Below are 13,949 nucleotides of genomic sequence, written 5' to 3' on the forward strand. Positions count from 1 at the left end.
GCCGCCGGGCGGCAGACCGCGCCGCCGGGCCACCAGTCCGGACAGCAGGTCCTCCCACCGCGCCCCGATGACGTCGAGGTCGTAGCGCGCCGCCGTCGTCAGCGCGGTGGCGCCCATCCGGCGGCGCAGGTCCTCGTCCTCGATGAGCGTGCAGATGGCGTCGGCCATCGCGTGGATCTTCTCCGGCTTCACCAGCAGGCCGTCGTGACCGTGGGTGATCATCTCCTTGGGTCCGGTCGGGCAGTCGTAGCTGACCACGGGGAGGCCCTTGCTCATGGCCTCCAGGATGACCATCGGCATGCCCTCGTGGCGGGAGCTCAGCACGAACATCGAGGCGTCCGCGAGGACGGCGCCGACGTCCTCGGCCGGGCCCTCGAGGAACACCCGATCGGACAGCCCGCGCTTGTCGATCGACGCCTGGAGCTTCTCCTGCCGGGGGCCGCCGCCGTAGATGCGTAGCGTCCAGTCCGGGTGCCGCTCCGCCACGTGCGCCCACGCGCGGATGAGCAGGTCGTAGCCCTTGCCCCAGGTCAACCGGCCCACCGTGACCACGGTCTTCGCGGTGAGCGGCGAGACGCCGCCGTTGAGGCGGGGCGTCGCGTTGGGCACCTGCGCGAGCACGGCGGGCAGGTCCTTGCGCGCCTTCTCGAAGGACCGCTCGTAGGTGCGCAGGTCGGCCTGCGTGAGCGTGACGACCGCGTCGTGCCTGCCGTACCTGCGGGTGATCTGCTTGCGCACCAGCGGCTGGTGCGAGGACAGGTTCCCGTGCTCCTGCGCGACCGTGATGATCTCCGGCGGCGCGAAGCGCGCGGCGATCAGGTTCAGGCCGGGCCGGGTCCCGATGAGGATGCCCTGGCGGCGGGAGCGGATGTAGCGGACCAGCTTGAGGTCGGTGCGCAGGGTGAACCAGTGGTAGGCCGCCTCGTCCTTCGGCACCAGCCTGCTCGGGAACCGCGACAGCAGGCCCTTGCGGCGAGGCAGCCGGTCGTCGAGGTAGCGGACGCGCACTCCGGGGGGCACGGGGAGGAAGGGCTCCTCGCGTTCCCGCACCACGCTCACGATCTCGACGTCGTGGGTGCGCGCCAGATACCCGGCGAGGTTGAAGACCGTGCGGATCGTGCCGCCCATGCCGTTGGCGTGCAGCAGCAGGATCCGGATTTCGCGACCGTCGGGCGGCGGCGCAGACCGGGCACGCTGCCGGTCACGGGCCTCCAGCGCCCGTACGACCACCCTGGCCGCTTTCCTGGCCACCCTGCGGTGAAGAGAAGACACAGTCACGCCCCGTTCGTGTCAGATGAAGATCCCCTTTCCCTATGACGTAACCGGCAGTTGCCTCGTTGTTGTGATCTAAGTCACGTTGTGTGTGAAAGCCGATATATGGTCGTCCGTTTGCTGGGGGTGTCCTCCAGTGCGGCGGGCACCTCATGCACGCCGACCGGCTCGAACACGCCGTCCGGGAGATAGCAGCAGGCGCGGCCGGGGGCCCCGATAAGGACGTCGCCGCCCGCGCGGGACAGGAACGGGGTGACCCGCCGGGCCAGCGGCTCCTCGTAGTAGACGTCCCCGGCCAGCACGACCTGCTGGGACGGCGTCCCGTCGAGCAGGTCGCCCCCGGCGACCCGCACCGCGACGCCGTTGGCGCGGGCGTTGAGCCTGACGGCCGCCAGCGCGTACGGGTCGACGTCGTTGGCGACGACCAGGGCGGCTCCGGCCAGCGCCGCGGCGACCGCGACCAGTCCCGAGCCGGTGGCGAGGTCGAGAACGGTACGCCCCCGCACGATCTCGGGATGGTCGAGCACGTGCCGGGCCAGCGCCTGCCCGCCGGCCCAGGGGCAGGCCCAGAAGGGCAGCCGCCCGGCGCGCTCCCACAGCTCGTACACGCGGTCGTCCTCACCGGCGCCCCGCGCGGCATGCGTGGAGATCACATGCAGCCGTATCTCCGGCACGTACGGCACGGCCGCGAGCCCGGTGTGCGCACGCACGAACTCCTCGGCATCCCCGGTGTTCCCGGTGTCGTCCTGCACGGTGGCCGATCGTATCCGCAGGGGCCAGGCCTCCGGGTCACGCCTCCGGTCACAGAAGCGTGAGCTGCTCGGCCGCCGCGGGCGGGCGGACCGGCCGCTCGCCGAGCCGTCGCGCGGCACGAGCGCCGCGCGGGGCCGACCGGCCGACGCCGTGCTCGCGGGCGAGCGCCCGCACGGTCTCGCCGATCCGCTCCTGGTACGCCCTGGGGGCGTAGGCGCCCCTGCCGTACAGCTCCAGGTAGCGGGGGACGAGCCGGGGGTGCTCGCGGGACAGCCAGGCCATGAACCACTCGCGCGCGCCGGGCCGCAGGTGGAGCACGATCGGCGTCACGTGCGTGGCGCCGGCCTCGGCGATGCGGCGGACGGTGGTCTCCAGCGCCCGGGGCGAGTCGGACAGATAGGGGAGGATCGGCGCCATCAGCACGCCGCACGCGACGCCGCGCTCGTTGAGGGCGGCGCACACCTCCAGCCGCTTGCGCGGCGCGGGGGTCCCGGGCTCGACGGCCCGCCACAGCGACTCGTCGGTGAACCCGATCGAGACGGCCGTGCTCACGTCGGTCACCTCGGCCGCCTCGGCGAGCAGATCGAGGTCGCGCAGGATGAGCGAGCCCTTGGTCAGGATGGAGAACGGGTTGCGGGCGTCCCGCAGGGCGCCGAGGATGCCGGGCATCAGCCGGTAGCGGCCCTCGGCCCGCTGGTAGCAGTCGACGTTGGTCCCCATCGCGATGGGCTGCCCGCGCCACCGGGGCGCCGCCAGCTCCCTGCGTACGAGGTCGGGGGCGTTGACCTTCACCACGATCTTCGAGTCGAAGTCCCGCCCGGAGTCCAGGTCGAGGTATTCGTGCGTCCTGCGGGCGAAGCAGTACGTGCACGCGTGGGTGCAGCCGCGGTAGGGGTTGACGGTCCACTCGAACGGGACCCGGCTCGCCGCGGGGACCCGGTTGACGATCGACCGCGCGTGGATCTCGTAGAAGGTGACGCCGCGGAACTCGGGGGTGTCGAAGGTCCTCGTCACGGCCGACCGGGCGAACAGGGGTGTCGTCTCGCTTTGCCCGCCTTCGTCGGTCTCGAGGCGCAGCCCGTCCCATCGCACCCCCTGATTAGAACATAGGTTCGATCGAGATCGCAACATGCAACACGTCGTAAATCGCGAGCCTGGAAACGGCTAACGATCTTCATCGTTGGGCAGAACGTCGGCACATACCTTGCGTTCTGGGAGTGTTGCGCGATGGCCTGGTCGCAGGACGAAGAGCGGATGCTGGCGATGATCGAGCGGCACCTCACGGACGAGGATCCGAAGCTCGCGGCCAGGCTCGAGTCGTTCAACCACCGTGCGGAGCGTGGACGGCAGGAGCGGGCCTCCGGCCGGCGGCCGGGCCGCTCGACCGTGATCATCGCGGTGAGCTGGCTGCTCATCGCCACGTTGATCGCGACATTGCTGGTCATGGCCCTGCGGCACGACGCCGCCGCTCTCCCCGTGTAGCGCCGGCGTCATCTCACTCGGGCGGGGTCAGGGCAGGCCCTTGAGGAAGCGCGCGGCGACCGGCGCGGCCACGCTGCCGCCCATGCCGCCCGCCTCCACGACGACGGCGAAGGCCAGGTCGCCGCGATACCCGATGAACCACGCGTGCGAGTCGAGTTCCGGCCCGGTGCCGAACTCGGCGGTCCCGGTCTTGCCCGCCGTCCCCGCGGGCAGCCCGGCGGCGTGGGCGGTGCCCTTGGTGACGACCGCTCTCATCATCGACCGCAGGCCCGTGACGACGTCGCCCGGCAGTTCCCTGGGAGCGGCCTTCTGCTTCAGCGAGGGCACCAGTGTGGGCGGCCGCCAGGAGCCGTCGGCCACCGCCGCGGCCACGGTCGCCATCACCAGGGGACTGGCGGTGATCCTGCCCTGCCCGAACGACTCCGCGGCCAGGTCGGCGTCGCTGGTGGCCTTCGGCATGCTGCCGGCGGTCGCCGGGACGCCGATGCGCAGCGGCTGGTTGAAGCCCAGGTCCGTCGCCAGGTCGTACAGCTTGGCCGCGCCCAGCTTGTCGGCGGCGAGCGGGGCGAACGTGGTGTTGCAGGAGTGGGCGTAGGAGTCGAGGAACGACAGCGACCCGAACGCCTCGTGGTCGGAGTTGCGGATCTTCAGTCCGCCGACGACCGCCTCCTTCGGGCAGGTCACGCGGCTCGACGGGGTGAGTCCCTCGGCCAGCAGCCCGGCAGCGGTGATCGTCTTGAACGTGGACCCGGGAGCGTACTTGCCGTCCAGTGCGCGGTTGAACCCGCCCTTGTTGTTGACGACGGCGAGGATCTCGCCCGTCGAGGGCCTGACCGCGACGAGCGACGCGGGCTTGTCCAGGTCGCGCACCGCGTCGGCGGCGGCGCCCTGCACCTTGAGGTCGAGGCTGGTCCGCAGGTCCTTGCCGGGGGAGCCCTCGACGGCGTGCAGGGTCTCGCGGCTCTCGCCCACCACCCGGATCTCGGTGGTGGGGGTGCCGGCGAGCTGCTTCTGGAACGTCTCCTGCAGGCCGCCGCGGCCCACGGCGTCGCCCTTCTTGTAGGCGGCGCCCAGCTTCTCGACGTCCTTGTCCGTCGCCTTGTCCAGGAAGCCGACCAGTTGCTGCACCGAGCCGCCCACGTCGCCGCCGTCGATGCGGCCGCCGCCGGCGCCGGTGACGGCGGCCCGCTGCGGCCATGACGTCTTGAGCGCCAGGTGGTTGGTCCCGTCGAGCGCGGGGTGGACCGCGGCCGGCGACCAGTCGACCTTCCAGTAGTGGTCCTTGACCACCAGCTTCAGCGAGCCCCGGTAGGTCCAGTCGCCGACGTTCTTCACGGTGGCCGTGGCGGTGTAGGACGCGGTCGCCCTGTCGTCCTTCGCCGCGCCGGCCCGCACGTCGCGGACGGCGACCTTCGCCACCGCGAGGTTCTTGGTGAGCTCGGCGTACGCCGCGTCGAAGCCGGGGGCGGGAGCGGCCAGCTCGGCCTTCATCGCCGCGAGGTCGCCCCGCGACCAGGCCGCGGTGAACCGCGCGGCGGTCTCCTGCGGCGTGCCGCGCGTGTGCAGCACGTAGTAGGCGCCGCCGGCGGCGGCCCCCACCAGCACGACGGCCACGGCGGCCGAGATCGCGACAGTACGTCCTCGCGGCACGTGCACCCCCAATGACGGCCTTGCGGTCGGGACCAGAGCCTAGCGGGGTCAAATCGTTATTTACACTCCTGTTTCCCCGGCGCTCTTGACGCTGGCGCCGTACCGGGGGACGTATTCCTGGCCGGACAGGCGCTGGATCGCGGCCATGACCTCGTCGGTCACCCGCCGCCGGTCCCGGGCGTTGCCCGCGTCGCCGGTGAAGATCAGCGGCTCTCCGAACCGCACGCCGATGCTGTGCAGGCGCGGCACCGACGCGCCGGGCGGCAGCACCTTCTCGGTGCCCAGCATGGCGACGGGCACGATCGGGGCGCCGGTGGTCAGCGTGAGCCAGGCCACGCCGACCTTCCCCCGATAGAGACGGCCGTCGGGGGAGCGGGTGCCCTCGGGATAGATGCCGAACAACTCGCCGGCCTTCAGCACCTCCACCGCGGCGTCGAGCATGTCCTGGGCGGCTGTGACGTTCTCGCGGTCGATCTCCATCGCCCCCATCGAGCGCATCCATGCCGCCACGACGGGGTTGCCGGTGAAGTACTCCTTCTTCGCCACGAACCGCACCATCCGCGGCACCACGGCCGGCATGAAGAACGAGTCGAGGACGGACAGGTGGTTGGAGGCGAGGATCGCGGGCCCGTGCGCGGGAACGTGCTCGAGTCCTTCCGTCCGCGGCCGCCACAGCGCGTGCATGACGGGAACGCTGACGAGCTTCAGGGCGGGGTAGAGCACGGCCTCTCCTTCTCCGGTCCGACGCACATACCCTAGGGCGACCTGACCCCCGCACAGGTGTAGGGCCCCTGCAACGGGGCCCTTCGTGTTTTGTGCGGCTTCACCATGGCCCGTCTGTACCTACTAGTATGTACGGCATGAGCACATCGGACCGCCTGATCGAGAGCACCCGCGAACTGCTGTGGGAGCGCGGCTACGTCGGGACCAGCCCGCGGGCCATCCAGCAGCGGGCGGGGGCCGGGCAGGGCAGCATGTACCACCACTTCTCCGGCAAGCCTGACCTCGCGCTGGCCGCGATCGGCCGTACGGCGGAGGAGATGCGCGCCGGGGTGGAGGAGATCCTGGGCGGCCCCGGCACGGCCGTCGAGCGGGTGTCGGCCTACCTGCGGCGCGAGCGGGAGGTGCTGCGGGGCTGTCCGATCGGCCGGCTCACCCAGGACCCCGAGATCATGGCCGATCCGGCGCTGCGGCGGCCGCTGGAGGAGACGTTCGGGTGGCTGCGCGACCGGCTCGCGGCGGTGCTGGCCGAGGGCCGCGACCGGGGCGAGCTCGACGCGGGCCTCGATCCCGCGCGGACCGCCGCGACGGTCGTTGCGGTGCTGCAGGGCGGCTACGTCCTGGCCCGCGCGGCCGGTTCGCCCGAGCCGTTCCACCAGGCCGTCGACGGGGTGCTCGCCCTGTTGTCCCGCGCCTGAGCACACAAGGAGACCCGCCCGTGTACGCGATGCAGTACGAGATCACGTTGCCCGCCGACTACGACATGACGATCATCCGGGAGCGGGTGGCCACCCGCGGCCACGCCCTCGACGACCGGCCCGGACTCGGGCTCAAGGCCTACCTGGTCCGCGAGCGCGGCGCCGCCGGCTCCCCGGTCAACCAGTACGCGCCGTTCTACCTCTGGAACGACGCCGGGAGGATGGGCGAGTTCCTGGTCGGCGGGGGCGGCTTCCAGGGCATCGTCGCCGACTTCGGCCGCCCGGCCGTACGGCACTGGACGGGGCTGGCCGTCGAGGCGGGGCCGGCCAGGGGGAGGGCGCCCCGCGCGGCGTCGCGGCGGCTGGTCTCGCTGCCCCACTCGGCCGACCTGACGGAGCAGGTGGCGGCCGCCCTCGCCGGACTGCGTGAGCTGGGCGGCGCCGACGGCCTGCACACCGCGGCCCTCGCCGTGGACCCTCACCACTGGCGGCTGATGACGTTCGCACTGTGGGAGCGGGAGGCGCCGGGCGTTCACGGAGACGCCGAGCGCTACGAGGTGCTGCACCTGTCCGCGCCCGGCCTGACGAGCCTGCCCGCGGGCCGGGCCTGGTGACGGCCCCGGAACGAGACGACGGCCCCGCGAGACCGGAGTCTCGCGGGGCGTCCACGTCGAGGGCCGATGTGGCGGTCGCCTCCTCGGCGAGATGCACAACACGGCTCCAGCCGAACGGTATTCCGTGAAGGCGGTGATTGCGGCCCGGGGGACACAAACCACATCGGCCATGAACGACTCTAGCCGATTTCCGCCCCTGCTTTCTCCCGCCCCCCGCATCGGGGTCCGTCATCAGCGCCCCAAGAAGCCCACGTGCACTATCGTCGGCTGGTGACGAATTCGATCAATACTGCACGACTCGTGCTGCGGCGGTGGCGCGAGGAGGACAAGGAGCCGTTCGCGGCGCTGAACGCCGATCCGGCCGTCATGGAGCACTTCCCGGCCACGCTGTCCCGCGAGGAGAGCGACGCGCTCGCCGAGCGCGCCGACGCCGGGTTCGACGAGCGCGGGTTCGGCTGGTGGGCGGTCGAGGCGGACGGCGAGTTCATCGGCTTCACCGGACTGCAGGTCCCCAGGTTCACCGCGCACTTCACGCCGTGCGTGGAGATCGGCTGGCGTCTCGCCCGCTCCGCCTGGGGGCATGGGTACGCCTCGGAGGCGGCACGGGCGTCGCTGGAGGACGGGTTCGGCCGCCTCGGCCTGACCGAGATCGTCTCGTTCACGGCGGTGCCCAACGTCCGCTCGCAGGCCGTGATGCGGAGGATCGGGATGACCCACGACCCCGCGGGGGACTTCGACCACCCGGTGCTCCCCGAGGGGCACCCGCTGCGCCGGCACGTCCTGTACCGCATCCGCAGGCAGGGCTGAGCCATGCGACTGCTGGTGCTGGGCGGCACGACGTTCGTCGGGCGGTGGGTGGTCACGGCCGCGGTGGAGCGCGGCTGGCACGTGACCACGTTCACCCGCGGGCTGGCCGGATGGGCCCACCCCGCGGCCGAGGCGGTGACCGGCGACCGGCTGCGCCCGGCCGACCTCGCCCCGCTCACCGACGTCCGGTGGGACGCCGTGGTGGACACCTGGGCCGGCGCGCCCCGGGTGGTGCGGGACAGCGCCCGCGCCTTGGCCGGCTGCGCGGACAGATACCTGTACGTCTCCAGCAGGGCGGTGTACGCCCCTCCGATGTCGGCCGGCCTGAACGAGGACTGGCCCACGGTCGAGGCGTCGGCGGACGCAGAGGACGTCGACTACGCCCCCAACAAGCGGGGCGGCGAGATCGCGGTGGAGCAGGCCTTCGGCGACCGCGCCGTGCTGGCCAGGGCAGGGCTGATCCTCGGCCCGCATGAGCTTCCCGGGCAGCTGCCGCACTGGCTGCTGCGGGCCGCGCGGGGTGGGGAGATGCTCGCCCCCGGCCCGGCCGACCAGCCGTTCCGCTATGTGGACGTGCGCGACCTCGCCGCCTGGCTGCTCGACGCGGCCGAGGGCGGCGTGCGGGGCCCGGTCAACCTGGTCAACCCGGAGGGGCACTGCACGACCCGCGACCTGCTGGAGTCCGCGGTCGCGGTCACCGGCGGGCTCGCCGAGCCGGTGTGGGTCGAGCCCGACGTGATCGAGGCCGCCGGGATCGACCGCTGGGCGGCGCTGCCGGGATGGATCCCGCCCGGGCCCGAGCTGGCGGGGCTCATCCGGACCGACGTCGGCCGGGCCGTGGCCACGGGGCTGCGGTGCCGTCCGGTGGTGGAGACCGTCGCCGACACCTGGGCGTGGCTGAGCGGGTCCGGGGAGGTTCCCGCGTTCCCGCCAGGGCTCGACCCCGCCGAGGAGCGGGCCGTGATCGACGCCTGGCGGCGATCGGCGCGCGGGACCCACGCCGGGGCGTGACCGGCGTCGGGGACCTCGCGCTGCTGGCCGCCGCCGGGGTCCTCGCCGGGCTGGTCGGCACCGCGGGCGGCATCACCTCCCTCATCTCCTATCCGGCGCTGCTCGCGGCGGGCCTTCCCGCACTCGCGGCGAACGTGGCCAACATCGTCGCGCTCGTCGCCTGCTGGCCCGGCTCGGCCCTCGCCTCACGGCCCGAGCTGCGCGGGAAGGGGCCCTGGCTGCGGCGGTGGCTGCCGCTGTCGGCGCTCGGCGGGGCGACGGGGTCGGCGTTGCTGCTGTCCACCCCGCCCGGTGTCTTCGCCCGCGTCGTGCCCTTCCTCGTGGCCGCGGGTTCGCTGGCGCTGCTCGCGCAGCCCCGGCTCGCCGTACGTCACGAGCGGCGTGGTACCGCGGACGCCGTTCTCCTGCTCGGGCTGACCGCCCTGTCGGTCTACAACGGATACTTCGGCGCGGGGTCGGGGGTGATGATCCTCGCCCTCCTTCTGGTGACCTCCGAGCCGAGGCTGCCCGCCGCCAACGCCCTGAAGAACATGCTGCTCGGCGCCGGCGCCCTGGTCTCCGCCGCCGGGTTCGCCGTCTTCGGGCCCGTCGACTGGGCGGCCGTCGTCCCTCTCTCGGCGGGCCTGTTCGCCGGGTCCACGCTCGGTCCCCGGGTCACCCGGCGCCTGCCGGCCGGGCTGCTGCGCTGGCTGGTCGCCCTGATCGGCCTCGGCCTGGCGGTCCGCCTGTGGGTCGCGCCGGGCGGCTGATCGCCGAGTCGCCGGTCGACTTAGGTGGCGGGCCCGTCGCGCCGCGCACTACCGTGCCGAATGTGGATCTCTTCGCGCGCTCGTGGACGGCATTGCGCAGGGTGGTCGCCGAACTACCGGACGAGGACTTCGCACGGCCGTCCGGCTGTGCCGGCTGGCTCGTACGGGACCTGGTGTGCCATCTGGTGATCGACGCCCAGGACGTCCTGATCACCCTCGTGACCCCGGCCGGCACCGAACCGACCCGCGACGCGATCACCTACTGGGACGTCGCCCAAACGCCGCCGAGCGGCGACGACCCGCTCGACGCGCTGATCGTCCGGCTGGCCGCCGCCTACGAGGAGCCCCGGCTGCTCAAGTTCCACCTCGACGACGTCGGCTCCGCCGCGGGCCGCGCCGCCGAACTCGCCGACCCGGACCTCCGGGTCGGCACCCGCGGGGAGGTCCTCACCGCGGGCGACTACCTTTCGGCGTACGTCCTGGAGTGGACGCTGCACCACCTGGACCTGGTCGCGCACCTGCCGCACGCTCCGGAGCCGCCCGCAGAGGGACTCGCCCGGTCCCGCGAGATGCTCGAGAAGATCGCCGCAAGTGCCTTCCCCGCGTCGTTCTCGGACAAAGACGCGCTGCTGGCCGGCACGGGACGGCGTGCGCCGACCACCGCGGAGCAGGCGGAACTGGGCGAGCTGGCCGCGAGGCTCCCGATGGTCCTCGGCTGACCTGATCAGCGCACGCGGACCCGGCGTGTCAGCGGCCGCGTCAGCACGGCGACGGCCCGGTGTCAGGGCGGCCGGAGATCGTGGACGCCATGAACGGATCAGCCATCACGGCCTCGGGGCTGCGAAAGGCATACAGAGACAAGATCGTGCTCGACGGCGTCGACCTGGACGTCCGGACCGGCACTGTCTTCGCCCTGCTCGGGCCCAACGGCGCGGGGAAGACGACGACGGTGAACGTGCTGACCACGTTGCTGACCCCCGACGCCGGCAAAGCGGTCGTCGCCGGGCACGACGTGGTCACGGAGACCAGGGCGGTGCGCGCGGCCATCGGGGTCACCGGGCAGTTCGCCGCGGTGGACGACCTGCTCACCGGCGAGGAGAACCTCCTGCTGGTGGCGGATCTCCTGCACCTGCCAAAGGAGGGCAGAGCGGTCGCCCGCCGGTTGCTCGACCGGTTCGACCTGGCCGAAGCGGCGGGCAGACCGGCGGCGTCCTACTCCGGCGGCATGCGCCGCAAGCTGGACCTCGCCATGACGCTGGTCGGCAAGCCGCAGGTCGTCTTCCTGGACGAGCCCACGACCGGGCTCGACCCGCGCAGCCGCCGCACCAAGTGGGAGATCATCCGGGAACTGGTCGCGGACGGCACGACCGTCTTCCTCACCACGCAGTATCTCGAGGAGGCCGACCAGCTCGCCGGCCGCATCGCCGTACTCGACCGGGGCCGGCTGGTCGCGGAGGGCGCCCCCGACGAGCTCAAGCGGCGGGTTCCCGGCAGCCACGTCCGGCTGCGGTTCACCGGCAGGGACGAACTCGACGCCGCGGCGCGGGTCCTGCCGGGCTCCACACGGGACGACGAGCATCTGACCCTGCGGGTGCCCGGAGACGGCGGGGTGAGGTCGTTGCGCACGCTGCTCGACCGGCTCGACACCCACTCCGTCGACGTCGAGGAGTTGTCGGCGCACACCCCGGACCTGGACGACGTCTTCCTCGCCCTCACCGGCGACGCGAACAAGGAGGTCGGCACACGATGAACGTCATCTCGGACTCCGCGACCATGCTGCGGCGCAACTTCCGGCACACCCTGCGAAACCCCCTGGCGCTGTTCAACGGCGTCGTAGGCGAGATGCGCCCGGCGCGCCGGCTCGGTCTCCCCGGCTTCGGCGAGCCGGTGCGCCGCGTACTCCCTGATCGTGTCGAGCATCCGGTAGCGAGGCGTGTCCTCGCCGCCGGCCAGCACCAGCGACTTCTCGACCAGGGCGGTCAGCAGGTCGAGCACCTGCTCCCCGCCGGGCGCCCCATCGCCAGCGAGCGCCCCGTCCCCGCACACCCGCTCGGCCGCCTCCAGGCTCGCCCCGCCGGAGAACACCGAGAGCCGCCGCAGCACGCGCCGTTCGGGCTCGGTCAGCAGATCCCAGCTCCAGTCGATCACCGCGCGGAGCGTCCTGTGCCGGGGCAGTGCCGTACGGCTGCCGCCGGTCAGCAGCCGGAACCGGTCATCGAGCCGGTGTGCCAGCTGATCGACGGACATGGTGCGCAGGCGTGCCGCGGCCGGTTCGATCGCCAGCGGGATCCCGTCGAGCGCCCGGCAGATCCGCGCCATGGCCGACAGGGTGTGCGCGTCGGAGCCGATGTCCTTGCGCACCAGATTCGCGCGCCGCCCAGCAGCGCCTGGTCCCGCAGGCCTATCGCGGTGAGGGCGGCCTGCGCCGGCTCACCGCCCGCCGGCACCGAGGCCAGTTCGACCAGCCACGCCCCATCGGGCAGCTCGGCGAGCATCGTCCGCGCGGTCTCCGTGGCCAGCCGCGTCTTGCCGGAGCCGCCCGGCCCCGTCAAGGTGACCAGCCGGTGCCCGGCGACCAGAGCGGCGACCGCGGCGACGTCGTCGTCCCTGCCGACGAAACTGGTCAGCTCGGCGCGCAGGTTCGTCCTGCCGTTCTCCGCCCGCTCGCCCAGCTCGCCCCGCAGCAGTGCGGTGTGCAGCGCGGAGAGCTCGCCCGACGGGCCGGTGCCCAGCTCCTCGGCGAGCCGCTCACGCGTCCGCTGGTACACGGTCAACGCCTCGGCCGTACGTCCGGCTCTGGCGAGCGCTCGCATCAGGGCCGCCATGAAGGGGTGCCGGTAAGAACCGTGTCATGAGCCCCAAACGAGCCCGAGGTAGCGGATCAGTACGGCCAGGGGCTGGTGAGCCCGGCGAAGCGGCGTGGTTAGTTGCCGGGCGTCCTCTGCTGTTGAGCAGCTGTGATGCGGGTGGCGTACACCCGGTAGGCCTTGCGTTCGGCCGGCCCGGCGCCCTCGGCGGCGAGGGCTGCGCTCTGTTGCAGCGCGGCGTGGTGGAGTTCGAGCGGCATGGTGAGGCGGATGGAGTAGCCCTTGCCACGGCGGATGATCCGCCCCCAGATGAGCGCCTGGCGGATGGTGTCGTCGCCGGCGGCCCGCAGGTGGTCGGCGAGCAGGCCGGGCAGGTCGAGCGTCACGGGCGTGTCCGCGGCGGGGCCGGACGGCTCCTCGGGAACGGGGAGCGCGTCGAGCTGGTCGGGGAGTCGGCGGGCGTGGGCGGCGTCCAGGACGCGGCGGATGGTCTTGGGCGCGACGTGATGCTCGCGGGCCAGGGCCTTGACGGCGGCGCCTTCGGAGTAGGCGGTGACGACCTCGGCGGCCTTGTCTGGGGCAAGCGCTGTTGGGCGGCCGAGGGTCTTGCCGGAGGCCTCGGCGGCGGCGACGCCCTGGCGGGTGTTCTCGCTGATCATGTCGCGCTGGAACTCCAGCACCGAGGCCAGGACGTTGACCATCATCTTGGTGCCGGGATCGTCGGCGGCCAGGTCGATCCCCGCCAGCAGCCCCGACTCCACCCGCAGGTGCAGGCCGCGGCGGATCAGCACGGGGCGCAGGGCGAGGATGTCGGCGACCGAGCGGAACAGGCGGGCGGCATCGGCGATGCGGATGGTGTCGCCGACTGCGGCCTCGTGCAGCAGCTTGGTGAACCCCACCCGGTCCAGGGAGAGCTGGCGGCTGGAGGTGGCGGGGTCGTCGTAGACGGGGGCGCCGGAGGCGATCAGCGCGGCCAGGGCGTGCCGCTGGCGGGCGTCGGTCTGCTTGTCGGTGGAGTGCCGCAGGTAGACGCGGTCGGCCATGCCCGATCAGGTTCCTTCCCCGCAGGTGGCCCGGGAGGTGTCCGGCGGGCTCTGATGGCCACTTTAGGGGGCGAAAAGGAGGGGCGGAAGTGAAGATCGGATCTGCTTGGATCGGCGCCCGGTTTCGGCAGGTCGGGCGCTGGGTTCTGATTGGATCGAGTGAGGGGGCGTAGTCGGTCGATTGCGCCCCCGCTCGCCATCGGCATGGCACGGCGGGGATCACGCTCTCGTCGTGCCGCCCCCTGGGAGATCGTTTCTCGAAGCACACCTGGACCTCGATGATGACAGGCGTCGCCGTGGCTATCTGGGGTTGTTCGCATCTTTTCGCAGGGCAGGGAGATGT

15 protein-coding genes are annotated in these 13,949 nt (G+C 72.6%); 8 read left to right on the plus strand and 7 right to left on the minus strand.

The window, feature by feature from the left end:
* From AB0J39_RS22240 to AB0J39_RS22250, 3 genes are all read right to left on the minus strand, one after another.
* Positions 1 to 1,272, minus strand: a 1,272-nt coding sequence (locus tag AB0J39_RS22240; RefSeq protein ID WP_363467739.1) for a glycosyltransferase family 4 protein, incomplete at its 3' end; no start/stop codon positions are given.
* Between the two features lie 80 nt (positions 1,273 to 1,352).
* Positions 1,353 to 2,024 (minus strand): 50S ribosomal protein L11 methyltransferase, encoded by a 672-nt coding sequence (locus AB0J39_RS22245; protein WP_363467742.1) that lies wholly within the window; start codon positions 2,022 to 2,024, stop codon positions 1,353 to 1,355.
* 49 nt (positions 2,025 to 2,073) lie between these two features.
* Positions 2,074 to 3,117 (minus strand): Rv2578c family radical SAM protein, encoded by a 1,044-nt coding sequence (locus AB0J39_RS22250; RefSeq protein ID WP_363467745.1) that lies wholly within the window; start codon positions 3,115 to 3,117, stop codon positions 2,074 to 2,076.
* 135 nt (positions 3,118 to 3,252) lie between these two features.
* Here AB0J39_RS22250 and AB0J39_RS22255 point away from each other — a divergent pair, with 135 nt between their 5' ends.
* Positions 3,253 to 3,507, plus strand: coding sequence for a DUF3040 domain-containing protein (locus tag AB0J39_RS22255; protein WP_363467748.1), 255 nt, complete (start codon positions 3,253 to 3,255; stop codon positions 3,505 to 3,507).
* Positions 3,508 to 3,534: 27 nt separating this feature from the next.
* Here AB0J39_RS22255 and AB0J39_RS22260 read toward each other — a convergent pair whose 3' ends face one another.
* Both AB0J39_RS22260 and AB0J39_RS22265 read right to left on the minus strand, forming a co-directional pair.
* Positions 3,535 to 5,157, minus strand: a complete 1,623-nt coding sequence (locus AB0J39_RS22260; RefSeq protein WP_363467750.1) for a penicillin-binding transpeptidase domain-containing protein — start codon at positions 5,155 to 5,157, stop codon at positions 3,535 to 3,537.
* A 60-nt stretch (positions 5,158 to 5,217) separates the two neighbouring features.
* Positions 5,218 to 5,880, minus strand: a complete 663-nt coding sequence (locus AB0J39_RS22265; protein ID WP_363467752.1) for a lysophospholipid acyltransferase family protein — start codon at positions 5,878 to 5,880, stop codon at positions 5,218 to 5,220.
* Positions 5,881 to 6,017: 137 nt separating this feature from the next.
* Here AB0J39_RS22265 and AB0J39_RS22270 point away from each other — a divergent pair, with 137 nt between their 5' ends.
* From AB0J39_RS22270 to AB0J39_RS22300, 7 genes are all read left to right on the plus strand, one after another.
* Positions 6,018 to 6,575: a TetR/AcrR family transcriptional regulator gene (locus AB0J39_RS22270; protein ID WP_363467755.1), complete on the plus strand. Its 558-nt coding sequence runs from the start codon at positions 6,018 to 6,020 to the stop codon at positions 6,573 to 6,575.
* A gap of 29 nt (positions 6,576 to 6,604) precedes the next feature.
* Positions 6,605 to 7,189 carry a DUF4865 family protein gene (locus tag AB0J39_RS22275; protein WP_363467794.1) on the plus strand — a complete coding sequence of 195 codons (585 nt, stop codon included), beginning with the start codon at positions 6,605 to 6,607 and terminating at the stop codon, positions 7,187 to 7,189.
* Between the two features lie 270 nt (positions 7,190 to 7,459).
* Positions 7,460 to 7,996, plus strand: coding sequence for a GNAT family N-acetyltransferase (locus tag AB0J39_RS22280; RefSeq protein WP_363467758.1), 537 nt, complete (start codon positions 7,460 to 7,462; stop codon positions 7,994 to 7,996).
* A gap of 3 nt (positions 7,997 to 7,999) precedes the next feature.
* Positions 8,000 to 9,007: an NAD-dependent epimerase/dehydratase family protein gene (locus AB0J39_RS22285; RefSeq protein WP_363467760.1), complete on the plus strand. Its 1,008-nt coding sequence runs from the start codon at positions 8,000 to 8,002 to the stop codon at positions 9,005 to 9,007.
* Positions 9,004 to 9,756 (plus strand): sulfite exporter TauE/SafE family protein, encoded by a 753-nt coding sequence (locus AB0J39_RS22290; protein ID WP_363467762.1) that lies wholly within the window; start codon positions 9,004 to 9,006, stop codon positions 9,754 to 9,756. The genes AB0J39_RS22285 and AB0J39_RS22290 overlap by 4 nt, the downstream gene beginning before the upstream one ends.
* A gap of 62 nt (positions 9,757 to 9,818) precedes the next feature.
* Positions 9,819 to 10,475 carry a maleylpyruvate isomerase N-terminal domain-containing protein gene (locus AB0J39_RS22295; RefSeq protein WP_363467764.1) on the plus strand — a complete coding sequence of 219 codons (657 nt, stop codon included), beginning with the start codon at positions 9,819 to 9,821 and terminating at the stop codon, positions 10,473 to 10,475.
* Between the two features lie 89 nt (positions 10,476 to 10,564).
* Positions 10,565 to 11,506 carry an ATP-binding cassette domain-containing protein gene (locus AB0J39_RS22300; RefSeq protein WP_363467766.1) on the plus strand — a complete coding sequence of 314 codons (942 nt, stop codon included), beginning with the start codon at positions 10,565 to 10,567 and terminating at the stop codon, positions 11,504 to 11,506.
* 445 nt (positions 11,507 to 11,951) lie between these two features.
* Here AB0J39_RS22300 and AB0J39_RS22305 read toward each other — a convergent pair whose 3' ends face one another.
* Together AB0J39_RS22305 and AB0J39_RS22310 are read right to left on the minus strand one after the other, a co-directional pair.
* On the minus strand, positions 11,952 to 12,569 hold the full coding sequence (locus tag AB0J39_RS22305) for a BTAD domain-containing putative transcriptional regulator (RefSeq protein WP_363467768.1): 618 nt from the start codon (positions 12,567 to 12,569) through the stop codon (positions 11,952 to 11,954).
* A gap of 110 nt (positions 12,570 to 12,679) precedes the next feature.
* Positions 12,680 to 13,606 (minus strand): recombinase family protein, encoded by a 927-nt coding sequence (locus AB0J39_RS22310; protein WP_363467771.1) that lies wholly within the window; start codon positions 13,604 to 13,606, stop codon positions 12,680 to 12,682.
* Positions 13,607 to 13,949 lie beyond the last annotated feature (343 nt).

This window comes from Microbispora sp. NPDC049633, assembly GCF_040675265.1.
GTDB lineage: Bacteria > Actinomycetota > Actinomycetes > Streptosporangiales > Streptosporangiaceae > Microbispora > Microbispora maris.